Source organism: Paenibacillus sp. USDA918EY (genome assembly GCF_009870825.1).
Lineage (GTDB): Bacteria > Bacillota > Bacilli > Paenibacillales > Paenibacillaceae > Paenibacillus_AQ > Paenibacillus_AQ albilobatus.
Genome location: NZ_WTWY01000002.1, coordinates 610359 through 634417, shown reverse-complemented (window position 1 = coordinate 634417; position 24059 = coordinate 610359). Strand labels below are relative to the sequence as shown.

General features: G+C 53.2%; 20 protein-coding genes. 5 read left to right on the top strand and 15 right to left on the bottom strand.

Annotated elements, in window-relative coordinates; all coding sequences use genetic code 11:
• Positions 1–57 precede the first annotated feature (57 nt).
• The 4 genes from GQY55_RS07000 to GQY55_RS06985 form a co-directional block, all read right to left on the bottom strand.
• Positions 58–1587: an extracellular solute-binding protein gene (locus tag GQY55_RS07000; protein WP_160039544.1), complete on the bottom strand. Its 1530-nt coding sequence runs from the start codon at positions 1585–1587 to the stop codon at positions 58–60.
• A gap of 36 nt (positions 1588–1623) precedes the next feature.
• Complete coding sequence (locus GQY55_RS06995) at positions 1624–2514, bottom strand: carbohydrate ABC transporter permease (RefSeq protein ID WP_373309249.1); 891 nt, start codon at positions 2512–2514, stop codon at positions 1624–1626.
• Positions 2515–2547: 33 nt separating this feature from the next.
• Positions 2548–3501: an ABC transporter permease gene (locus tag GQY55_RS06990; RefSeq protein WP_160039542.1), complete on the bottom strand. Its 954-nt coding sequence runs from the start codon at positions 3499–3501 to the stop codon at positions 2548–2550.
• A 70-nt stretch (positions 3502–3571) separates the two neighbouring features.
• Entirely contained in the window at positions 3572–3904 is a 333-nt protein-coding gene (locus tag GQY55_RS06985; protein ID WP_160039540.1) for a hypothetical protein, read from the bottom strand.
• Between the two features lie 318 nt (positions 3905–4222).
• Here GQY55_RS06985 and GQY55_RS06980 point away from each other — a divergent pair, with 318 nt between their 5' ends.
• Entirely contained in the window at positions 4223–6526 is a 2304-nt protein-coding gene (locus GQY55_RS06980; RefSeq protein ID WP_236575464.1) for a helix-turn-helix domain-containing protein, read from the top strand.
• Positions 6527–6781: 255 nt separating this feature from the next.
• Positions 6782–7843, top strand: coding sequence for a LacI family DNA-binding transcriptional regulator (locus GQY55_RS06975; protein ID WP_236575463.1), 1062 nt, complete (start codon positions 6782–6784; stop codon positions 7841–7843).
• 164 nt (positions 7844–8007) lie between these two features.
• Here the strand turns inward: GQY55_RS06975 and GQY55_RS06970 are convergent, their stop codons facing one another.
• From GQY55_RS06970 to GQY55_RS06925, 10 genes are all read right to left on the bottom strand, one after another.
• Positions 8008–9192 carry a glycoside hydrolase family 130 protein gene (locus GQY55_RS06970; protein ID WP_160039536.1) on the bottom strand — a complete coding sequence of 395 codons (1185 nt, stop codon included), beginning with the start codon at positions 9190–9192 and terminating at the stop codon, positions 8008–8010.
• Between the two features lie 14 nt (positions 9193–9206).
• Positions 9207–10430 carry an AGE family epimerase/isomerase gene (locus tag GQY55_RS06965; RefSeq protein ID WP_160039534.1) on the bottom strand — a complete coding sequence of 408 codons (1224 nt, stop codon included), beginning with the start codon at positions 10428–10430 and terminating at the stop codon, positions 9207–9209.
• 1 nt (position 10431) lies between these two features.
• On the bottom strand, positions 10432–11379 hold the full coding sequence (locus tag GQY55_RS06960; protein WP_160039855.1) for a glycoside hydrolase family 113: 948 nt from the start codon (positions 11377–11379) through the stop codon (positions 10432–10434).
• 284 nt (positions 11380–11663) lie between these two features.
• A complete protein-coding gene (locus tag GQY55_RS06955; RefSeq protein WP_160039532.1) occupies positions 11664–13181 on the bottom strand; it encodes a response regulator in 1518 nt (505 codons plus the stop codon).
• Positions 13182–13217: 36 nt separating this feature from the next.
• Positions 13218–15023: a cache domain-containing sensor histidine kinase gene (locus tag GQY55_RS06950; protein ID WP_236575462.1), complete on the bottom strand. Its 1806-nt coding sequence runs from the start codon at positions 15021–15023 to the stop codon at positions 13218–13220.
• 26 nt (positions 15024–15049) lie between these two features.
• Positions 15050–15883, bottom strand: a complete 834-nt coding sequence (locus GQY55_RS06945; protein WP_160039530.1) for a carbohydrate ABC transporter permease — start codon at positions 15881–15883, stop codon at positions 15050–15052.
• On the bottom strand, positions 15880–16776 hold the full coding sequence (locus GQY55_RS06940; RefSeq protein ID WP_160039528.1) for a carbohydrate ABC transporter permease: 897 nt from the start codon (positions 16774–16776) through the stop codon (positions 15880–15882). The genes GQY55_RS06945 and GQY55_RS06940 overlap by 4 nt, the downstream gene beginning before the upstream one ends.
• Before the next feature lie 146 nt (positions 16777–16922).
• On the bottom strand, positions 16923–18248 hold the full coding sequence (locus tag GQY55_RS06935) for an ABC transporter substrate-binding protein (protein WP_160039526.1): 1326 nt from the start codon (positions 18246–18248) through the stop codon (positions 16923–16925).
• Between the two features lie 367 nt (positions 18249–18615).
• A complete protein-coding gene (udk, locus tag GQY55_RS06930; protein WP_160039524.1) occupies positions 18616–19251 on the bottom strand; it encodes a uridine kinase in 636 nt (211 codons plus the stop codon).
• Between the two features lie 65 nt (positions 19252–19316).
• Positions 19317–20201 (bottom strand): LysR family transcriptional regulator, encoded by an 885-nt coding sequence (locus GQY55_RS06925; RefSeq protein ID WP_160039522.1) that lies wholly within the window; start codon positions 20199–20201, stop codon positions 19317–19319.
• A 178-nt stretch (positions 20202–20379) separates the two neighbouring features.
• On the opposite strand from GQY55_RS06925, the gene GQY55_RS06920 reads away from it, so the two are divergent.
• Positions 20380–21291, top strand: a complete 912-nt coding sequence (locus tag GQY55_RS06920; protein WP_236575461.1) for a DMT family transporter — start codon at positions 20380–20382, stop codon at positions 21289–21291.
• A 96-nt stretch (positions 21292–21387) separates the two neighbouring features.
• On the top strand, positions 21388–21726 hold the full coding sequence (locus GQY55_RS06915; RefSeq protein ID WP_160039518.1) for a DsrE family protein: 339 nt from the start codon (positions 21388–21390) through the stop codon (positions 21724–21726).
• A 131-nt stretch (positions 21727–21857) separates the two neighbouring features.
• Here the strand turns inward: GQY55_RS06915 and GQY55_RS06910 are convergent, their stop codons facing one another.
• The gene (locus tag GQY55_RS06910; protein ID WP_036713341.1) at positions 21858–22175 is read right to left on the bottom strand and encodes a winged helix-turn-helix transcriptional regulator; all 318 of its coding nucleotides are present in this window, start codon (positions 22173–22175) and stop codon (positions 21858–21860) included.
• 337 nt (positions 22176–22512) lie between these two features.
• Here GQY55_RS06910 and zwf point away from each other — a divergent pair, with 337 nt between their 5' ends.
• Complete coding sequence (zwf, locus tag GQY55_RS06905; protein ID WP_160039516.1) at positions 22513–24021, top strand: glucose-6-phosphate dehydrogenase; 1509 nt, start codon at positions 22513–22515, stop codon at positions 24019–24021.
• Positions 24022–24059: the final 38 nt, after the last annotated feature.

The following is a 24059-nucleotide window of genomic DNA, read 5'->3' as shown; positions in this document are numbered from 1 at the left end:
CCCTTGTTTTGTGTACGGCTCCGGCAGGCCGATGGGCCGCCCCAACGATTTTCCGGCTTACTGGCTGCTCATCTTTTTATGATACGCTTCCGTCATTTCATCCGCCACCTGCTTCAAGGTCGGGTCGTTGCGCAGCTGCTCGATGAATTTGTCGTAGTTTTCGATGGTGTCTTTGCCGATGATGACCTTGGTGCGCATGTCGCTCACTTTTTTCGAAATTTCCGGATAGTATTTGTTGTAAGCCTCGGAGTACAGCTCGCTGCCGGGGTTCGGCGTTTTGATCTTTTTGCGTTCATTAACGATCTCGACGTTCCGGTTGTACACATCGTCCGGCATGCCGACCGCGCCGATGGACATGTCGTCGCTGATCAGGTGGATCAGGTTGTTCATGTTGCCGTCGCCCAGATGGTCTTTTTCGCTTTGCGGCGTCGGAATTTTCCGGCCGTTCTGCACCGTGTAATGCACGCCTTCGATGCCGTAGGTCGCCAGCTCGTTGCCTTCTTTGCCGTAAGCATAGTCGAAAAACCCGAGAATTTTTTTCACTTTCGCTTCAGGCACCTTTTTCGGAATCAGGTACACCCCGTAATACGGCGTGCCGGACGGCGTATATTTGTCCCCGCCGGCGTTTTCCAGGTATGTGATCGGCATATAGTCGGCCGTCGGCACGACTTCGCGGATTTTGGAGCCCGTCACCCACGCATGGTTCATCGATTGGGAAGTGCCCCCTGCATTGCCGCCGCGGATCAGGTCCACCGTCTGGGAATATTTCATGATGGCAAAATCTTTCGGGAACAGACCCGCATCAAAGGCCTTTTTCAGCCACAGCACGGCATCGCGGGAGGCGTCCTCGGTGATGACGGGAACGAGTTTGTCGTCTTTCAGCTTCCATTGCCCTTGCGTTCCGTTGAACACGCCGTACACGAAGCCCATCGTGTCCGGGTTCGCCGCATACGGCACTTCGTCCGCCTGTCCGTTGCCGTTCGGATCCTTTTCCTTGAATGCCTTCAGCACCTCGAACAACTGGTCCATGTTCGTCGGCGTTTGCAGCCCGAGCTTATCCATCCAGTCCTTGCGAAGAATCGGGAAGGCACCCCCGCCATAGCTCGGGTAGTAGCGCGGAATGACGTAGTTTTTGCCGTCCACCTTGGATGCGGTCCACATCTCGGCTAGGTTGGAAGCGCTCAGGTTCGGATAATCCTTGATGTAAGGCGTCAAATCCCAGAAGACCCCTTGCTTGATCATTTTCTGCAGCTGCGGGTTGATCAGCGACTCTACGAACGTCACCTCGGGCAGGTCGCCGGAGGCGAGCATGACGTTGATTTTTTCCTCCGACGTGGACGGGGACAGCCAGGTGATGTCGAGCTTGGTGCTGGTGCGCTTCTCGAACTCCTTCCAGATCGGGTTGGTATTGTCGATAAATTCGGTGGCGTAATTCAGCGTTTGCATTTGGATCGGCGTCGGGCCGTCCCCTTCTTTCGATGCCCCTTTGGAGCCGCCGCAGGCCGTCAGCAGCACGCTCGCTCCCAGGACGACCAGCATGGATTTCATCAGCATCTTTTTCTGTACCTTTGTTCCGGATGGACTCATTACATAACCTCCTTCGATTTGGCAAACCTGTATGGCTCATTCCTTCACGGAGCCGACCATGGCCCCTGTCGCAAAATGCTTCTGAAGGAACGGATACACGAGCATGATGGGGATGGTGGCGATGACGACCGCAGCCATTTTGAGCGTTTCCGTCGGCAGCTGCCGGTTCATCTGCAGGGAGACGTTTTGTTCGCCGCCGCCCATGGTGGTCGGGTCGACGAGCATGTTTTGCAGCAGCACCTGCAGCGGCCATTTCGCCTGCTGGTTGATGAACATGATGCCGTTAAAATACGTGTTCCAATAGCCGACGGCGAAAAACAGGCCGAAAGCGACGATCGCGGGCAGCGACAGCGGGATGATGATCCGCCAAAAGACGCTGATTTCGGTGCAGCCGTCGATCCGGGCGGCTTCGTCCAGACTGTCCGGGATGCCGTCGAAAAAGCCCTTCATGAGCAGCACGTACCATCCGCTGGTAAGCGAAGGCAAAATCAAGGACCAGACGCTGTCGATCAAGCCCAGATTCCGTACGATCAAGTAGACCGGGACAAGCCCGGGCGTGAACAAAAAGGTCAGCAGGATCATAAACATCATCGTTTTGCGGAACCGCAGCCGCCGGCAGGAGATGGCGTAAGCGAGTCCTCCCGTCACAATCAGGCTTAAAGCGGTGCCGACCGTGGCCAGAAACACGCTGACCATCAAGGAATTGACGAACAAGCCGTTGCCGAGCAAATATTTGTAGGCGTCCAGCGACCATTGATGCGGCCACAGGATCAAATCCCGGGTGTAATACTCCGTCGAATCGGTAAAGGATAGCACGATCGTGTAATAGATCGGGAAAACCATGGCCAGGCTGAACAAAACCAGGAGGCCGCCGTTGGCGTACGTAAACAGCCGGTCTTTCCAGGACGTATTGACTTCCATAATCATCGGGTGTCTCTCCTTTCGGTGGGGGCTTTTGCGTTAATACAGGCTTTCCTGGCCGAAACGTTTGGCGGCCCTGTTCGCGCCGACGACCAGAATGACGCCCACGATCGATTTGAAGAGGCCGATGGCGGTGCTGTAGCTGAATTCCCCTTGCCGGATGCCGACGCGGTAAACGTACGTATCGAACACTTCGGCGACCTCGGTCACGGCGGCGTTCATCATCAGGTAGACCTGCTCGAAGCCCGTGTCCATGATCGTTCCGAGCCGCAAAATGAGCAGAATCATGATGACGTTCCGCATCGCGGGCAGCGTGATATGCCACATCCGCCGGAAACGACCGGCTCCGTCGATGACGGCCGCTTCGTATTGCTGCGGATCGACGCCGGCGATGGCGGCGAGGAAGATGATCGTGCCCCAGCCGACTTCTTTCCAGATGGACTGCGCCGTCAGCATGCCCCAAAACAGCTTCGGGTTCGATAAAATGTCGACCGTATTTTTGTCCAGCGCCGTCAGCAGCTTGTTGAACAACCCTTCGGATTGGGAGAACATCAGGTAGGTCAAGCCGTAAATGAGCACCCACGACAAAAAGTGGGGGATATAAATCAGCGATTGTACGGTGCGTTTCATCAGCTGATGGCGGACTTCGTTGAGCATCAAGGCGAGGATGATCGGCGCCGGGAAAAAGAAAACCAGATTCATCAAGCTGATCCCGAGCGTGTTGCGCAGCAGCATCCAGAAGTCGGGGTTCGAGAAAAACCGGGCAAAATGCTCAAATCCGACCCATGGGCTTCCGGCAATCCCCAAATAAGGGGAGTAGTCCTGAAAACCGATGACCAGGTTGGTGATCGGAATATATTTGAAAATAATGAAAAACAAAATGCCCGGCAGCGCCAGCACGTACAAATACCGATCCCGTTTCAGATCGGGCCACAGCGGCCTTTTGGATTCCCGCAGCCTTGCGGCACCGGATTGGGATGATCGTTTCCGCATCTGTTTACCTCGCTTTCTTTTGTCTATGGAAAATTTCGTTTCACAAACATGGATCTTCACTCTCAAACCTTTAGCCCGCGACCTTGGCATCGCGCTTGTCATAACCCAATGTAGTGGCTCGCGGCATTTCCGGCAATTTGATTTTATTTTCGGCGGTACACGGCATATCTTTTTTGCCCTGAAAATTTGGCGTTTGAGCCATTGCTTTGAGCCTGCAAACGTGGCGCCGCCAATAACCTTGTGCTAGGTGGCCGCTGCGGTTACGGATCGTTCTTCCGATCGCTGTTGTCTCCAAATTTCTTTTATTTTGTTTTCCAAAAAGGAAGAAATTCGGAGCCAAAGGCGAACGCTTCGCTTCTTCAGATCGATTCCGTCCCCTCCGCTGCTGTTGCTTGTAGTCCAATACTAATTATCATCTTGGGTCAGTTTGGAGTAGCCATTCCTCACGATGGCCGAAAAGGGAAAATCCGCTTTGTTTTGGCGGGGCTTTTCCTGATGCTTATTTCACGGCATTGCACTTTTTTTACTCAAAGGGATTTGCGGCCGTTTCCCAATAAAATGGGATGATTTTTCGCATTGAAAGCCTTTTCATATGGGGTTCGTTTCGTTATGATGAATGGTACAACACCAACGCACGGGTGAAGATCGATTCGAACAGATACCGTCAGGAGTGAGGGATTTGGGTAAGGAATGGACGAGGAAATTGGCTTCAAAAGGAATCATGTACTGGAAAACCATCGCGCTGGTCATCATGCTCACATGCGTTCCCATTTCGATCGTGAGTTTTATCAACTGGCATGTCGGCAATCAGTACCTGATCCGGCAGTACCAACAGAATAACGAGCAGCTGCTGAAGGATACGGCAAGGCGAGTCGATGAGCAGTTTTCCCAGCTTGTCCAGTATGCCTCGCACATGATGTCCAACCCGGTCCTGAAGCCCTCCCTGGCGGACACCAATTTTGTGGACCAATTCGAGAAAACGCAGGAATTAAGCGATACGCTTTATTTTATCGAAAACGGGGATCCGCTGGTCGACCAGGCCTACCTGTATGTGGCCAAGCAGAACAAAATCATGCAGCCCATGCTCGGCTTGCGGACCTTGGATGATCCGGCGGATGCCGCCGCCTGGAGCAAGATCATGTCGTCCGACCAAAGCATCTTCTGGACGAACGGGCTGCCCCGCCCTTTCAATAAGGGGAAGTCGACCCATGCCATCGTCATGAAGCTGCCATTCAACAGCCAGCAATCTTACGGGGCGCTGGTGCTGTACGTCAATCCGGCCAAGGTGAACCTGAGCGCCAATTCCGAGCAGGTGGCCTTTGTGCTGGACGGGGAAGACACGCTGGTCGGCCAATCCGACGCGAGCAAACAATATCCGGAGGTCATGCCCTCCATTTTGGAGAAGCTTACGGAAACCACGCGTTCTTACGATACACAGCTTCATTTCCAGCTGCCGCTGAAAAACGACAAGCTGCTGGTCAGCGCGTTATCCTTCGAGAAAATGGGCGGCATTTGGACCTTTGTCTCGGGGACGCCGTCGTCGGCCATTACGGCGCCTACGGGACCGTACCGGCATGTCGTGATCGTTTACTGGATCGGTTCCCTGTGCGTGGCGCTGGCCCTCAGCTGGTTCGCCTCCAACCGGATGTACCGGCCGATCCGCAAAATCGTCGATTTGTTCAAGGAAGGCAAACCGGAGCCGGCTCCCGAAAACAACGAGCTGAAATATATCGAGGAGAAATGGAAGCAGTACCGGTCCGTCAACGAGACGCTGCAAAGCAGCTTGAACCAGTCCATCCCGAAGGTGCGGGAAGCGCTCATCAACCAGTTCGTGACGGGGCAGGCGGCCCATTTGACGGAAGCCGAAATCATCGAAAAGCTGCAGGCGCTGCAGCTCGATTTGGCGGAGCATCGGTTTTTTATCGTGGTATGCCGCCTTCATTCCCTGACGCTGAACCGCGGACAGCTTACGGCCAAAGACGTGCAGCTGCTCACTTACGCCGCCGTCAATTTGCTGCATGAAATGTCCGAGCGGATCGGCTCCTACGTGCACACCATCGATTTTATGGACGGCTCGTTTGCCGTCATCGTGTGCGTGCCTGCCGCTTCCGCGGCGTCCGGGGATAACCTGAAACGGCCGCTGATGCAGCTGGGCGGCGACATGCTGAACACCTTGCGGGACGTGCTGGGCATGCCGGCCACGATTGCCGTGAGCGGCCCCGCCGGGGCTTGGCGCGATGTTCCTTATTTGCTGGAGCAGGCCAAAAGATCGTTAAGCTACCGGTCCTTTACGTCCGACAGCCAGCTGCTTGAAGCCGAAGCGGTGATGGAAAAAGCGAAGGTCGAGGTGGAATTTCCTTTCGAGCTGGAGCAGGAATTTACGCATACGCTCAACCTGGGGCTGGAAAAAGAAGCCGAGGATATTTTAATCCGGTTCGTTGAAGCGCTGCAGAAGGACGGGGCGCCGGAGTGGGTCGTGCATCAAGGCTTGATGCGGCTTAAAAACAGCCTGTTCCGTTCCATGCTTCAATCGAACCATAACCCTTACGCCATCTATGACGGGATCAAGCTGCAGGAGGAGCTGGAGGCGCTCCGGGACGCCAATGCGTGCATCCAGTGGTTCCGCGCGAACGTGATCCGGCCGTACATCGAGGTGCTGAACCGGAGCTACCATCCGTCGATGAAAGGCATCGTGGATCAAATTATGGAGACGATCCATGAAAATTACATGGCCGACCTTTCGCTGGAGACGTTCGCCATGGAAGCCGGGGTCAGCGTGTCCCAACTGAGCAAGGCATTCCGGCAAATGACCGGATCGAACTACATCGATTATTTGACCACGATCAAAATGAGCCACTGCAAAAAGCTGCTCGTTTCGACCGACATGAAAATCAGCGATGTTGCCCGGGCGGTCGGGTACCAGCCTCCATACTTCAACCGGATGTTCAAGAAACTGGAGGGAATGACGCCGGGACAATACCGGGACCAGTTTAATCCAACGCTTCAGGATCAGAAAAAGGCGTAAAAACAATTTTGGAGGTGTCCTATGCGGGTTGGCATCATCGGAGGCGGTTTTGGTTTAAGGGTTCAAGCGCCGTTGATTCGGCTTCATCCGGAGATGGAGGTTCGATCGAGGATGGGCACCGGAACCAAGCCGTGCTTGATCGAATTTCAGGTTCGTAACCCGATTCACCGATTCAGTTTATCCCTTTGCGTTCCTTTGTTATAATAAAATGAATGAAAAACGCAAACAGTTTTTGCTAGCGGGAGGAGTTTTACGTTGAAAAGGGTTACGATGCAGCAGATTGCCGATCATCTGGGCGTATCGAAGTTTGTGGTATCCAAGGCGCTCTCGGGGAAGGGCGGCGTCAATGAACATACGAAATCACGGGTCATTCAGGCCGCTTCCCAGCTCGGATATTTTGCCCAGAAGAATGCCTATATCAAAAATAACGAAGGGGAGCCAAACGTCGTCGGTACGTCCGGCATGCAATCTGTCATCGTTTTGATGCCTAACATCCGCTTTCAGACCAAGGACTCTCTGTATTGGGGCAAAATTATGGAGGGCATTTCGCGGGAGCTGGAACAAAAAGGGCTCGGCATGGTCATTGTCACGGAATCCCGGGTCGATTCGTTTGTCCATGTGCTGAATCCGAGCGGGATTTTCGGCATGATCGGGGTCGGCCAAATCGATTCCGAGCTGCTGCTGGAGACGCACCGCCTGGGGATTCCCATGGTCCTGGTGGATCATGAAGACGACCTTATTCCGACGGATACGGTTTTCGTGAACAATACGGACGCGATCGCCCGGCTTTGCAACCATTTGATCGGTCTGGGCCATACGCGTCTTCAATTTGTCGGAGACGTTCGTTTTTCCCGAAGCTTTCAGGACCGGTGGATCGGTTTTCGCAAAGCGCTGGAACAGAACGGCCTGGAGGCGCTGAAGCCCATCGATCCGATGATCACGCTGGATGGGGTGGACAGCGGCGAGTTTGCCGGTGAATTCGAAAAATGGCTCGCAAAAATGAAAGAAAAAGGGCAGCTGCCGACGGCGCTCGTTTGCGCCAACGATTCGATCGCGTTCGGGGTTATGTCCACGCTGCAAAAACACGGCATTCGGGTTCCGGAAGATATCTCCGTTACCGGCTTTGACAACATCGATGACGCCGATCGGTCCCAGCCTGCATTGACGACCGTCCATGTGCCGAAGGAGGCCATGGGCGAGCGCTCGGTCAAGAAGCTGCTTGAAAGGATCCAGCATCCGGAGCTTACCGTCGAGAAAATCCTTGTCTCTGCGGACATCGTGTACCGGGACTCTACGTCAGGGCCAAGGAAACAGTAGAGGAGCCGAGCGGCGAAAACGAACCGGGGGGCGGCCGCTCGCCGAAGACCGCTGCCGTTCCTGCCGACAGCCACAACCTGCACTATAGCAAAAAAGGGGAGCGATCAGCCGGTTTACGGCAGACGGTCCCCTTTTGATATTTCAGGATTTTGCCAAATCCTTATTTAAATGCGTGCCTTATGCAATTCCAGATTGCGGTCAATCAGCTGAATCCGTTGTTCTACGCAGGCGTAGGAGCGCAAGCCGTCTTCCGGCGTGTGCAGCACGTAATCCAGCAGTTGGTCTACCGTGGTGGTGGCAACATGCACCCGGGTATCGGAGGAGGCGTAATAAATATATACGTTTCCGTCGTCGGTGGCGATGACCCCGTTGCAGAACACGACATTGGATACGTCGCCCACCCGTTCTTCGCCCTCCGGCGCGATAAAATGCCCTCCTGGACGATGCGTAACCCGATCGGGACGGTCCAGGTCGGAAAGGAAAGCATACAGGACGTACCTTAAACCGGCAGCCGTATTGCGGACGCCGTGCGCGATGTGGAGCCAGCCGCGGTCCGTTTTGATCGGCGCGGGCCCCTGCCCGTTCTTGACTTCTTTGATGGTGTGGTAATGGCGTTCGTCGATGACGATTTCCCGATCGATGACGGCATGTTCGATGGAGTCGGACAATCCCCATCCGATCCCTCCGCCGGAACCGGCATCAATGAACCCGTCCTGCGGGCGGGTGTAGAAGGCATATTTGCCGTCGACGAATTCAGGGTGCAATACGACGTTCCGCTGCTGCGGCGACCCCGTTTTCAGGTCATCAAGCCGCTCCCAAGCCACAAGGTCTTTGGTGCGGGCGATTCCGCATTGAGCGATCGCGCTCGACAAATCGCCTAGGGGAGCGTTCGGATCCTTCCTCTCGGTGCAGAACAAGCCGTAAATCCAGCCGTCCTCATGCTGCACCAGCCGCATGTCATAGACGTTTGTATCCGGAACATCGGTTTCGGGCATGACGATTGGATGATCCCAAAAGCGGAAGCCGTCGATCCCGTTGTCGCTTTCGGCGACCGCGAAAAAAGACTTGCGGTCTACGCCTTCGACGCGGGCGACCAAATAAAATTTGCCGTTCAAATGAATGGCTCCGGGATTAAAAACGCCGTTCACGCCAAGCCGTTCCGAAAAATAAGGATTCGTCTCGGGATTAAAATCGTACCTCCAGATGAGAGGCGCATGGTCCGCCGTCAGCACCGGATAGCGGTAGCGGTCGTAAACGCCGTTGCCCGGCGGCATTTTTTCGTTTTTTCGGTGGATCAGCGATTCGTAATTTTCCGTCAACTGCCGTTTTCGTTGTTCAAACAAGCTCATTGTTTCCCCTCCGATCATAGTGAATCGACTTCTTGCAGGTTCGTTTCTTTTTGAAGACGGGACAGCATTTCCAGGCAAGCCCTGCCGTTATGGTACGGGCATTTCCATGCGCTGATTTTCGTGCCGCCAGGCAGCGGCGAACCGTTCGGATCGACTCCCCAATGCCACTCCCCATGCTCGCGGTCTACGATGTACGTTTGAATGAACTTCCAGGAGTGAATGGCGGCAGCCCTGAATTTGGATTCCCCGGTGAGTTCGTAAGCATTGTAAAAGCCGACCATGGCTTCGGCCTGCGGCCACCAGTCCTTATTAGCATCGGTGACTCCGTCAGGGTCCGCTTCGTTCCAGATCCCGCCGTCATGGTCAACCCCTTTAGCGAGAACGGCTTCCGCCATCCGGATGGCAACGGCTCTCACGCGTTCCAGCAGCGTTTGATCCTGAAGAACTTCGGCGGCTTCCATCAGCAGCCAGCTGCCTTCAATATCGTGCCCGTAGGAAATATGCGAGCCTTTGGCGTTCCATTCCTCGTCGAAAAACAACCGGAAATGCCCGGTGGCCCGGTCAACGATCTTTTCAAGCGTCACCTCGATTAATCGGGTCAGACTTGAAGCCAGCGTCGGCGACTTCCATGCCCGGTACAGGTTCGTATAAGCCTCCAGCACGTGAAGATGGGTGTTCATCGATTTTTTCTCATTCAGGTCCTTGTTGCTGAGGCTGAAGCTGCTCGTATACGTCCAATCGCGTCCCAGAGCTTCGATATACCCTCGATGGATCGGATCGTGGCTATGCCGCTCAATCAGCTGGTACAGCTCGATGGAGGCATCCAAGGCTTCCTGCCGCCCATCGGCAAGGTAAAATTCGGACAAAGCGTAAATCGCAAAGGCTTGTCCGTAGATTTGCTTCTTATCCTGGGAAGGATGGCCGTCGGCATCCACCATCCAATACAATCCTCCGTGATCCCTATCGAGAAAGTGTCCGATCAGGTAGTCGTAGGCTCTGCCGGCGATCTCCAGGTATTGTTCGTCCTTGTAATGGCGATAGGCAGCGGAAAACGTCCACAAGATGCGGGCATTCAGCACCAGCCCTTTGTCGGCGCGTTCATTCACGCGCAGCTGCCCATCGATCTCCCCGTAAAAGCCGCCGCGCGCGGTATCCACGCTTTTTTCGGCCCAAAATCGCAAAATATTGTTTTTCAGCTCTTCATCCAGCTCCCGCATCCATGGCAAGGCATCCAGCATGTCAGCATCCTCCTTGACGGGCGATCGCCTCGTTTTTCAAACGATCGGCATAATGCTCGCGAATGACGGCTTCGGCCTCTTTGCCGTACACGCAATAACCGTCATCCGCGGACGCTTCGTCCCGGCGGTACAGCTCGGCCGGCCAGTCCCACAACATAAACCCTTGCACCCAGTCCCGGCCGCTGCACTTGCCGAACATGGTACGGTAAAAATCGGCCTGTTCGGTTTCATTGACTGCGCCTTGAAGCGTCCAATCATTGGGGATCGACGCCGAGCCCGTTCGGCTCGGACAACCGGCCTCCATAAAAATAAACGGCTTGTCGAACTTCCGGACGACGGCTTCAATACGGTCCAATTGGTTGTCCCAATCGTGAATCGGATAGTATCCGCTGGAACTGATCACGTCCAGGCCGTCCCACCAGGCCACGTTATCCTCTTGATATTTATCGCAATTATATGTGACGATTCCGCTGTAAACGCCTCTGACCTGCGAGATCAGCTCGCGCCATTCCCGTTCCCGGCGATCGGTTTGGACCATTTCGCAGCCGATGCAGAACATCTCGCACCCGGTTTCCTCGGCGATTTTCGCAAAATGCAAAATATAGCGGTTATAGGAAGCAAACCAGTCGCTCCACTTCGGTTCGCACGGCACGTCTTTGTCGAAAAAGTTGATGTGGGCCCGCCACGTCCCGTCCGTGCAGTTCACGATCGGCTTCAGGCACACCTTGAGCCCCAACGACTTGGCTTTGGCAATGGCCCATTTTACTTCGGCATCCGTTACCGTCGGATCTTCCCAATAAGGGATGTCCGTCGAGAAGGGAGTCGCTTGATACGCCGAAAAGGCGATGGCGGTCCAATTGATGCCGGTCGTTTCGGACATGGCTTCCATCGAGGCGGAGGCGTTTTCGGTAGCCCACGTTCCCCTGACCCCCATGAATCCCCATGTCATTCCTGCGATAAATGGTTCTGTTAGTTTCACTTTATTCACCTCATGTCGTATAAATAACAGACTTGATCGTTCGAATCATATGTTTTGTTATCATTTGTTATCAAAAATAATAACAAAATAAATACCACATGCTAAATATATACCGGAACCGCTGCCAATACAATACCTAATAAGCAAAAGAGCGCGACGGAAATATGAGAAAAACGCGAATATAGTTGTTTTGCGAAAACAAAAAGCCGCTTATTCAAGAGGCTTGGCTCTCGGATAAGCGGCATTCCGCAGTATTACAACATTTTTTTATATTCATTGGGCGTTACGCCGACCATTTTTTTGAACAATTTATTGAAATAGGCGGGATCCGGATAGCCCACCTCGGCTCCGATTTGGTGCACCTTCATGCGCGGTTCGGTTCGAAGGAGCCGTTTGGCGTTTTTCAGCCTGATCTCGGCAATGTACTCCGTCAGCGTAAGACCCGTCTCATGTTTGAATAACTTGCTTAAATAACTCGGGGTCAGGAAAACCAGATTGGCCAGCGTATTCAGCTCGACATGCCGGCTGTAGTTTTCGGCTATCCAACGCTTGACCGTCTCGACGGCTTTGCTGCCCATTTCCTTGCGGGCCTCCTGCAATTCCGACAATGCGCCCATGAAACAAGACAAAAACAGCTGCTTCATTTCCGAAAAGGACAGGCAGGCAAGCAGCCGCTCCTTCCGCCCGGCGTAGGCCGGCGATTCGAAGATGCCCTTCAGCTCGCGAATTTCCGCAGCGGCCGCCTCTTCGATCAGGGTGCAAGTCTCCGCGATGGCTTCGGGGGAGGCCGCTTCCGACCTGAGCCGCTCAAAACGCCGCTGAATCCATTCCTGAAGGGGTGCCAAGTGAAGGAGGTGGAGCTGCTCGGTAACAAACTCCCATTCCGCGGCGGTAATTTCCTGCACTTGCGGCGGCGATGTTCGGTCGCCGATTGCGCCGTAGGGTGCGTAATAGCGGAGAGCATGCCCATAAATGCCCGAATCACAGGCGAGCTTGGCCTCCAGATAAGCTGCCTTGAGTTTTTTGGCGTCATTGTAGACGTTGCTGGAACCCGCAAGTACCCGGCCATCGGTCCCGCCATGGAACGCATCGCCCGTCAGAAGCTTGCCGATCCGATGGACGGCTTCCGCTCCGGGAGCTTCGGCGAAATAAAAAATAAAGACCTGCAGCCGGTGTTGAACGGCAAGCCGATCGAATAACCATTCCGGGTCAAAGTTGTCCAAACTTCGGCCGCATTCCTGCGTGTGCTCCGATTCCTCCGTGCCAGCTCTCTGGACGAACGCCACAAAATAAGGCCGGGGAAGCGAGAGCTCCTCCCACACATATTCCGCGACGGCTTCGCTATGAAGACAGGTGTGGATCAGCCTTTGACGGTGAAGCGCCTCTTTTTCCCTGGACGTTTCCTGTTCGTCGTGCAGCCGGTAAAGCAGTTCAAACAGCTGCTCCTTGTTGATCGGCTTGAGCAGATAATCGACGGCGGAGACCCGAATGGCTTCCCGGGCATATTCGAATTCCGTAAATCCGCTCATCAGGATGGAACGAATATGGGGATGGGTCGCCCGCAAGCTTTTGATCAGCTCAAGGCCGTCAATGACAGGCATCCGGATGTCCGTAATGACCACATCGACCTCGAGTTCCGGAAGATGCCGAAGCGCATCTTCTCCGTCCGGGAATTGGCCGACCACCCGAAAGCAAGGACTTTCCTTGCCGATGATTTTGGCCAGGCCTTCGCGAATGAGCATTTCATCGTCCACGATCATGATGTTAAGCAAGCGGCTTCGCCCTCCTTTCTTCTCGAAAACGGTTGATCATTCCCTGTCATCGGGCAGGTTTTCCTTGATCCTGATCAAGACGCTGGTTCCGGACCCCGGTTCGCTGTAAACCTGCAGGCCGCATCCGTGGCCGTAATGCAGCCGGATTCGCTCGTTGACGTTATGGATGCCGATTCCGAACGTCCCGCCGCCATCCGTCTCTCTCAAGCTGGCATTCAGCGCCAGCAATTTTTGTCCGTCCATTCCGACGCCGTCGTCCTGGACCCGGAATATGACGTGCTCGTGTTCCTTCCATGCGTCAATGGCGACCGTGCCCGTCCCCGGCTTGCGCTCCAGCCCGTGGAACACGGCGTTTTCGACGATGGGCTGAAAGATCAGCTTCAATACCGGAAGACCGCGAAACGCTTCGGGAACATCGATCGTAAGCTTGAATTTGCCCGGGAACCGAATGGCCAGCAGGTCGAAATAATGTTGGACATGCTCAAGCTCCTGGGCTATGGTCACCGTTTCTTCGCTCCGGACGATGCTGTAACGCAGCTGGATGCCGAGCAGATAAGTAAGCTTGGCCACCTGCGGATCATCGTTGATTTCCGCCAGCATGCGGATCGACTCCAACGTATTGTAAATGAAATGAGGGTTGATCTGGCTTTGCAGCGCCCGCATGTCGGCCAGTTGCTTCCGTTTTTCCGTGGCTTTGATTTCGTTCAGCAATTCTTTGACCCGCACAATCATCCGGTTAAAATGGCTTCCGAGCATGCCGATCTCGTCCTCGTACCGGGTGGTGATCCAAACGTTCAAATTCCCGTGCTGCACCTGTCTCATATAACGGACCATCGATTTTAGCGGCTTGGTCAGCGCATGCGAGAAAAAGGTGGCGGCAATCAGGGCGATGCAAAGCAGCAGCAGCGTGGTGACGATCAGCGTGGTGCTGTTTTGCTTGACCTTGTACAAAATTTTGGCCAGGGGAATCGAAACCGAAGTGGTCCATCCCGTCTGTTCCGACACCACAAAAACGGTCAAATAGCGCTTTCCATCGATCTCCGATTCGAAATATCCGGTGTGCCGTCCTTTCCTCAGCGACATCAGATCCGATTGCCGCGCGCTGACGGTCCCGGGATCTCCGCTGGCATACACCAGCTTTCCCTGATCGTCGAGGATTAAGGAGGAGCCTTGGGTGACCCGGTCCATCGGCTCCGCGATGTCTTTGAAGAGCTCGATGTCGATGTCGAACACGATGATCCCGATGTCCTGAAGCGTGCTCGCCGATTTGACCGTGCGCAGCACGCTGAATACGGCCTTTTGCTTGTTGCCGTTCACCTGGATCGAATGTCTTCCCATGAGAATGGGATGCGCCCCCGACTGTTGGCCGACGAGCCTTTTCCAAGTGCCCAGCTGATCCGTCGTGGACAGTTCCGTGATATCCGGCCTTTTGTCGAAAAAGATATGATCATACCGGTCGACCAGATAGACGGCGGCGATCTCTTTTTTGGTGTGGCTCAAATAGCTGAGGAACATCCCCATGGCGACGTTTTTTCCCCAATCGGTCGTCTCCTGCTCCAAATAATATTGGACGTCCGAATTGTAGAGGGGAAGGGCGGTCGAACGCTTCAGGTCGGCCACGTACCTGTCGGTCGTGTTCGACGCGTTGCCGGCCATCTGGATCGCGTTGTTCGTGGCGTTTTGCAGAACCGAATCGAAGGTGGAACGCGCCGAAAGATAGCTCACGTAGGTGATGGGCAGCGACAGCAGAAAAACGAAAATAAGAATCAGTTTTTTCTCCAAAGAAAGATTGGCAAGAAAAACCCATCCCTTGCGCATCGTCCGGCCGATCCAACGTGTCATGCGAGTTCTCCCCCTGATGTTTTGGTTTATTTCACCGCGCCGCTGGTGACTCCTTCAAAGATATACCGCTGAAGGAAAATGTACAATATGACCGTCGGCAGCAAAATAAGCAAAATGGCTGCGCAGATCAAGTTCCAGTCCGCCGTGTTGACCCCCTGAAACCGCATCAGGACGGTCGTTACGACGCCCAAGCTTTGCTTCGGCATGTAGAGATACGGAATGTACATATCGTTATAGATGCTGATCGTTTTCAGAATGACCAGCGTGGCGGTTGCCGGCGTCAGGAGCGGAAAAATGATGGACCGATAGATTTTGAACAGGGAGGCTCCTTCCACCATGGCGCTTTCGTCCAAATCGTACGGGATGTTTCGGATAAACTGCAGGTACAAAATGATCTGGATCACGTCTGCTCCGATGTACAGCACAATGGGCGCGGCCAGCGTATTGTACAGTCCCAGGCCTTTGATGATGCCGAAGGTGGCGACCTGGGTCGTAATGCTCGGTATGATGGTAGCGATCAGGTAGGCGCCGAACACGACGGGCTTCAGCTTGAAGGAGAAGCGGCCGAGTGCGTAGGCGACCATGGTGCCGAACAAAATATTCAGGGCAAGGGAAACGATGATGATCAATAGGATGTTGCCGAAGCCGCTGAGCAGTCCGCCGCGTTCAAACACGATGTTGAAATTTTCGAAATTGAAAAAGCTGTGGGGCAGGGAGATGGAACTGCTGGCGTTGAACTCATCCTTCGATTTGAATGCATTCACGATGACGACATACGGCGGAAATAACACGACAAAAACGCCGATGAGAAGCGTGACGTATTTGAACAGGTTCTGCAAGCGAAATGGGGAACGCTTCATGACTTATTGCCTCCTCTGCTGAGAACAAACTGCTGTACCGCTAGCACGACCACCACAAACCCAAGCAGGATGATGCTCATGGCCGATGCAAGCCCGTAATTGTTGTAGGCGAAGGCCGTATCGACGACCCGCTGCACGTAGGTTTGGCTGGCGCCGGCCGGACCGCCTTTGGTGAGCACGAACGGAAGGTCGAACACTTCCAGCGCCCCCGTGACGGTAAGGAACAAATTCAGCTGGATCACGGGTTTCATGTTCGGGAGCGTAATTTTCCAGAGCGTCTGCCAGGAGTTGGCCCCGTCGATTTTCGCCGCCTCGTACAGATCCTTCGGGATGGCCTGCAGCGAAGCGATATAGATGACCATGTTATAACCCATAAAACGCCATAGTCCCGTCGAAGCCAGCGCGTAGTTGACCAGCCCTTCGGTGCCGAGCCAGCTCGTCTCCCCGAGACGGTTCAGCCCGAGGCCGTTCAGGAACAGGTTCAGCGAACCGTTGGTCGTGTCGAACACGTAACCGAACATAAAGGCGACGGCAACGCCGTTCATGATATAAGGCAGGAACAGGAGGATCCGGAACAGGTTGCGCCCGCGGAGCTTGCTGTTCAAGATCACGGCAAAATAAATGGCGATAACGTTTTGCACGATCCCCATGGCAAAATAAGCGAAATTATGTTCAAAAACTTTGAAAATATCGGGATTGGAAAATACCTCTTTATAATTGTCCAGTCCGACCCAAGGTTTTTCCGGGCTGTAGCCGTCCCAATTGGTGAAGCTGTAGTAAATGAGCTTGATTGCCGGATAATACGTGAACGTCGCCAGGAGGATCAACGGGATCAGCAGAAAAGAGACGATCACGATCGTTTTTTGTTTGTTGTACGAAAGCGATGAAAACATCTTGCATACCTTCTTTCCGCAAAAGCTTTTGCTGTACGCCGGCCGCGCCGGAATGACGGGAAACAAAATGGATTATCGCCGTGACGGATAATCCATTTTGCTTCGAACCGTTATTTAAAGCGGGCAGGGTTGATATTGGCGAATGCTTATTTGCCGAGGTCTTTTTTGGCTTTGGCCCATGCTTTGTTCCATTTGTCGAGCACGCTTTGCGGATCTTTGGCAAGCACGAATTCCTGGGCGATGGCCGGCAAATCGATTTGGGCCTTGTTTGAAATGTTGGCGACGTCCATGTCGTCCGGAGTGCCTTCTTGAAGCTCGACGCCGGTCGCCTTAAATTCTTTCAATTGGGCGAGCTTGGATTCCTTATCCTTCAGCGGCGGAATAAAACCGGCAAAATCCTCGTATCCGGACTCTTCAATCATCCATTTTACGAAAGCTTTGGCCGCTTCCGGGGACTTGCTGTTTTTGGAGACCGCATAGAAGAAGTCCGGGCTCAGAGCGGCTCTTACCGTTCCGGAATTATCGTAAGGGAGAGGGAAAAACCCGACGTTGTCGGAGGTCGTTCCCGCTCCGATCACCTGATTGATGACCCAGTTACCGAGGAAATACATCGCGAACTTGCCTGAAGCGATATCTTTCTTGGACTGTTCCCAGTTGGTGGAGTTGATGTCTTTCTCAAGATAACCTTTTTCATTCAGCTCCCGGATCAAGCTGAGCGCTTTGCCGTAACCGTTGTCCATCGTAAACGGCGTATCGGTGTTCAGCTTTTCGTTCGGGAAATCCGGATTGTTTTCGATGACGCGAGGCAGGTCGTAGACCCAGTTGTTCAAAGGCCATTTGTCTTTAAAGTTCGAAGCGAGCGGCACGATGCCTTTTTGCTTCAGCTTCTCGCAAGCGGCCAGGAATTCGTCCCAAGTATTTGGAATTTCGGTGATCCCCGCATCGGCAAAAGCCTTTTTGTTGTACACGATTCCCGAAGTGGAGTTTCCGCTGGAGAGGCCGTACACCTTTCCTTCGAACGCTTTGAAGTCCTTAAACGTCATGTTGTCGTTCAAACCCAAGTCGTCGAGCGGCAAAAAATATTTCGGCAGATCGGAATTCGGAATGTTAGGGATAAACATCACATCGGGCAGCTCATCGCCGGCCATGCGGACTTTGGCTTGTTGATTGTAGTCCGTCTGGGAGGCTTCAAATTCGACTTTGATGTTCGGATATTTTTCGTTGAAGCGTTTCAAATACTCGTCATACTCTTTGCCGATCATGTCGGTACGGTTGGTCAGGAAAGTGATTTTTCCGCTGATATCGGCTCCGGTTCCGGCGTTTGTCCCCTCACCCGTTTTAGCTCCTTCTGTAGAGGAGGAGGCTCCGTTTCCGTTTTCGGCTGTCTTGCTGTCGCCGCTTGAACCGCAGGCCGATAGAATCGTCGATAGGACAATAACAAAAGCTAACAAAAAATAAGACCGTTTCTTCATCCTTTTCTCCCCGTTTCAATATTTGATAGCGTTTACAAGCCTATTTTAACGTTTGTTCACTGGATTTGAAATGTACTCGTTTGTTATTTATTGTCTGTTTTTATGCAAAATGAAATAACTGTAAAGCAATTTTAACTAACAAAATGATAACAGATTACAACTAAATCAGTTGCGCCCGTTCGCGGCCTTGGCCCGTCCAGGTGCGCCGGAAGAAACGTGGGGCGAAGTGGTTGGCCTCAGCCTGCTTAAGGGCAGCGGATGATTAGATTGAGATGATATCAACTCACGCAAACAGCCCCCGGCGCGTTCAGGAAGCGCACGGGGGCTGTTGTCGCTCACAAGTCTATGGGAACTTGCAGACATTGGTTCAATAATCGGACCAATCCCTGTCACCCGACAGGAATTTTTCCGTCAGGATCGATAGAAGCTGGATCCCGACTTCGTTTTGCCCGCCTTCGGGGATGATCAGGTCGGCGTATTTTTTGGAAGGCTCGATAAAGGCCTCGTGCATCGGCTTCACCGTTGTCAGGTACTGCTGGTGAACCGACTGGATGGAGCGGCCGCGCTCCTCGATGTCGCGCACGACGCGGCGCAAAATGCGGACGTCCGGATCGGTATCGACGAACACCTTGATATCCAGCATTTCGCGAAGCTTTTCGTCGGACAACACATGAAGACCTTCGATGATGACGATGTTGTTCGGTTTGAGTTCCATCGTTTCCGTCTCCGAGCGGGCGTGGACGGTGAAGTCGTATACCGGGGCATACGCCGTCTGGCTGTCGCGGAGAAGGGCAAGATGTTCTATCAAAAGCTCGTTGTCGAAGGCGAACGGGTGGTCATAATTGATATGCGCCCGTTCCTCGAGCGTGAGATGCTTGTGGTCTTTATAATAATTATCCTGGGATATGAACGTGACTTTGCCCGAACCCAGACGGTCAATGACGGAGCGGGCTACCGTCGTTTTGCCGGACCCTGTTCCGCCGGCGATACCTATAATGAGCATGGCTTGAATATAAACCCCCCTGATCGATTTGCCAGCCAGTATTGTAGCATAGCCCGGCCCATTTTTCACCCCAAAGCCTTACTCGTTTCGTTCCGTTCCGAAAAATGTCGGATTTGCTCCACGAACTTTTCGAACGCGCTGGTCCGGAACAGATCGCGCCGGAACACGAATTTGACCACGGAGCGCCGATATTTTTCCGGAATGGAGAAGACGCGGATTTTGCCGGCCTCTTCCCAGGTTTTTACGGAGGAGCGGGTGACCAGCGATACGCCGAGCCCGGCCGATACGCCCCCCAAAATCGCCTCCAGCGTGCCGAATTCCATGCTGTTCAGCGTCTGCTGATGCTCCTCCAGCCAGTGTTCCAATTTTTTGCGGTGAAAGCAGCCTTTGCCGATAAACAGCTGCGGTTTCGTCAGCGCCGTCTGCAGCGAAGCCTCGCCCGGCTCCGCGATCAGAACCATTTCTTCCTCGAACGAAAACAGCTCCTCCAAATCGGGGTGATTCTGGGGCCCGTTGACGAAAGCAGCGTCAAGCTCGTAATCAAGCACCTTTCTGACGAGATCCGACGTATGGCCGGTAGACAACGACAGTTTCACTTCGGGGTAGCTCCGGTGATATTCCAGCATCATGCCGGGAAGCTGGACCGCTGCCGTCGTTTCAAGGGAGCCGATGCGCAGCGAGCCGCTTGGCGTTTCCGAGTTCCGGGTGGACTTGAACGCCTCATCCAGCAGATAAACGATTTTGTCGGCATACTTCAGCAAATTTTCTCCGGCCGGCGTCAGGGAGACGCCCCGGCTTTGCCGATGCAGCAGTGAAGTGTTCAGCTCCGCTTCAAGCTGCCTGATGCGGGCCGTAACGTTGGACTGCACGTACCCGAGCCGCAACGCGGCTTTGGTGATGCTGCCTTCCCTTGCAACCGCTTGGAATATTTTCAAATCCCCGCTTTCCATGAGGCCTCTTCCTTTCTTCGGACTGTTTTTTTGCGGCATGGACGTATAAATATCATGAAATCATTTTTTCTGATGTTTTATATCTTTTTTAATCATTTTACATGATACCATGACTGCCATACACTGTACATAATCCTTAAGAAAAGAAGGTGTTGTACGGATGCGAAATCCGCGCATCATGTTGCTTACGCTGTTTACGATGCTGGTTTCCGGCCTTAATTTTCCGATAGGCAAAATGGCTTTGGAGTTCGGTTCTCCTTTTTTGTTGCTATCGATCCGGTTCATTGCCGCCGGTCTGCTGATGCTGCCCTTCATTTTGAAGCGTCCGCATCCCCGTAAAGCCGCCGAGTGGGCCAAAATCGCCGTCACCGGCTTGCTGCAGTCGGCTCTTGTGATGGCCGGCGTCTATTTGAGCATGAAGACCATCCCCTCGGGCAGCTCCTCGATTTTATCTTCCACGAATCCGATTTGGTTTATTATATTCAGCTTCCTGTTGTACCGCGTCCGGTATCGGATCGTTCAATGGGCAGGCGTGCTGATCGGTTTCTTCGGCGTGGCCGTGGCGCAGGGCTTTCACGTTCAGCTGGAAAGCGGCTTCTGGTACGCGATCGGGGCCGGCATGGCTTGGGGATTGGCGACGCTGCTTATTTCCCGCTGGGGTAAGGCTTACGACACCTGGGTAATGGCCGCTTACCAGATGCTGATTGGTGGCGTGTTTTTGCTGGCAACCAGTCCGTTCGTGGAGCAGCCGCATTTCCTATGGGATCCGGATCATCTTGGCAAAGAACTGTTCGTTTTCGGATGGATGATTCTGATGAGCTCGATCGCCCAGTTCATTTCCTGGTATTACGTGCTGATGAACAGCGACCCCGGGAAAGCGAATGTATATCTGTTTCTGATTCCGCTGTTCGGATTATCGTCCGGATGGATCATTCTCGGCGAACCCCTTCATGCGTATGTACTGGCCGGGGCATTGTGCACGGGAATCGGCATTTATCTGGTCAATAAGCCGGGGCCGGTCTCGTCAGGTCGGGCCGCGGCTTCGGAAGGCCTCTCCGATCCCGGAAAACGCAAGTGTCCGGCAGGATAAATTCCTTGATCCCGCCCGGAAAGTTGCTCTTTTGATGCCCGTAAGCTATCGTTGAGATACAAACGACATTTCAGGTACGGAAGGGATGGAATTCGCATGAAAAATAAAGTGATTTTTCTGACGACCGACAGCCTTGGAAACGGGGAAAAAGAGCTTGGCACGCAAATTTTGGAGACTTTCTTCACGCTGCTAAAGCAGCGGGAGCAGCTGCCGGCTGCGATCTTTTGCGCAAACCGGGGCGTGCTTGCCTTAACCGATCAGTCGCTGGTTTCCGTTCATTTGAAGGAACTGGCGGACCGGGGGGTCCGGGTGCTTGCCTGCGCGACATGCGTCGATTATTACGGCGTGCGGGAGCGTCTGGCGGCAGGGGAGATCTCGAGCATGGGGCATTTTATGGAGCTGGCGGAAACCTACGAAGTGATGACATTGGCTTGAGCAAGCAAAAGCTCTGCACCTTGGCGTGCAGAGCTTGTTTTTTGTGCGCGGATGGAACGTTCTGAGGGCAACCGGGGAATGATATCTGCGTGATGTAACCGCTGCCAATCGCCGCTGCAATGGTCGAGGCGCTACAGCCACTTTTCCGCCCACTTTTCCACCGCCTGCAGCGCTCTCCCGAGCTCGGTTCCTTTTCTCGTCAAGGAATATTCGATTCGCACGGGCCGGTCCGATATAACGTTGCGAATGACGATCCCGTTATCCTCCAGCTCCTTGATTCGTTCGTTAAGCATGCGTTTGCTGAGGTCCGGAATATAGGCGTGAATTTCGCTGAAACGCTTGGGCTCTTCCATTAACGTATGAACAATAAGATTAACCCACTTTTTCCCCGTAATTTGGTGTGCCATTTCGATTTTTTGGCATAAAGTTTCGTATTTTTCATCGTTCATTTGTCCGCTCACTCCTTCACCCCTTAGATCCACACATGGTTACTAAACATTATCAGGTTACACATTTCACAGTGCTGTGACAAATCGTACAGACAGCCGAAAACATGGTGGCGACTTGACAATTAACACCATCATATCACGGAAAGCGCTGTCATTAAAGGGGGAAGAGGGCCGTTCATAATTTGGACAAAAAAAGTTTGACAGTTCGACAAAATAGGTTTAATATGGGCCATGTTAAGTAAACGGGTTATTAAAAGTAACCATACTGTACTGTGCACGGAGAAAATTAGAGAGAGCTGCTGGTAGCAAAGATTTGGGTGGAATGGAGGAATCGAATATGGACAACATGACATTTGTCTTGTTTGGCGGGACGGGAGATTTGGCGAAGCGCAAAATCTATCCGGCCTTATTTAATTTGTATATAGATAAAAAAATGCCTGAAACGTTCTCGATTATCGCCTTGGGAAGAAAAGAGACATCCCATGCGGAGTTTCAGCAAGTCGTAGCCAAATCGCTGGAAACTTTTTCGAGAAGAAAGGCGAACGATCAAGCGGTTCTGAACGCTTTTCTTGAAACGATCCGTTACGCGGCGCTGGATGCCGGCAATCTGGAGGATTTCAACAAACTGCGGACGCTGGTGGAGCAGCGCGAACAGGAACTGAACATTCCGGACAACCGTTTGTTCTACCTTTCGGTAGCACCGGAATTTTTCGAAACGATCGCATTCAACATTAAAGACAGCGGCCTGGGCTCCACGCAAGGCTGGAAGCGCCTGGTCATCGAGAAACCGTTCGGACGGGACCTGCAATCGGCGCGCCATTTGAACGAGCAGCTCGGCAAAGCTTTCGACGAAAGCGAAATTTACCGCATCGACCACTACCTCGGCAAACCGATGGTACAAAATCTTGAAATCCTCGAATCTTCAAACCCGATTTTGAAGGCACTTTGGTCCAACCACCATATCGCAAACGTCCAGATCACCGCGAGCGAAACGGTCGGCGTTGAAGAAAGAGCGGGTTATTACGATCATTCCGGTGCCATCCGCGACATGGTTCAAAACCATATGCTTCAGCTCCTGATGATGATTAGTATGCGTCTTCCGCGCAAAGGGGATGCAAGCGAAGTCCGCATGAAAAAGAGAAACGTCATGGAATCGCTGCGTCCGCTTCAAATGGACACCATCGCCCAAAACGTCGTGCGCGGCCAATACGCTGCAGGCGAAATGAACGGAAAACGGGTTCCGGCATATATCGACGAGCCCGGCGTTCCGGCCGGATCGAAAAACGATACGTTCATCGCGCTTCGCCTGTGGATCGACAACTACTTCTGGAGCGAAGTGCCGTTCTACATCCGTACCGGCAAACGCATGAAGGAAAAATCTACGCGCATCGTCATTGAATTTAAAGAGCCGTTAAAAGGACAAAATACCAACAATGATCCTAATCTGCTGGTCATCGAAATTAATCCGAACGAAGGCATCTTTATTCAATTGAACAAAAAAGATCCGCTGAACAATGAAAAGCTGGAACCGATGCGGATCAACTTCTACGAATGCGGCACCGATTTGCCGGAAGCTTACGAAAACTTGATTCACGATGCGGTTCGCGGGGATTCCACATTCTTTGCGCATTGGGACGAGGTTGAGCTTTCCTGGCAGTATGTGCAGCCGATTTTGGACGCATTCGAACAAGATTTGATTCCTCTGTCCTATTACCCTGCCGGTTCCAACGGACCGGAAGCATCCGATCAGCTGGTTGCGGCGGACGGCTTCAAATGGTGGCTGGATAAACCGGTCGAAGGCGAAAAAGCCGAAGAGAAGGAAAAAGAACTGGCGATTCAGCGCTAATTTTTCAGAAATCATACTGTAAAGATTCAAAAACAAAT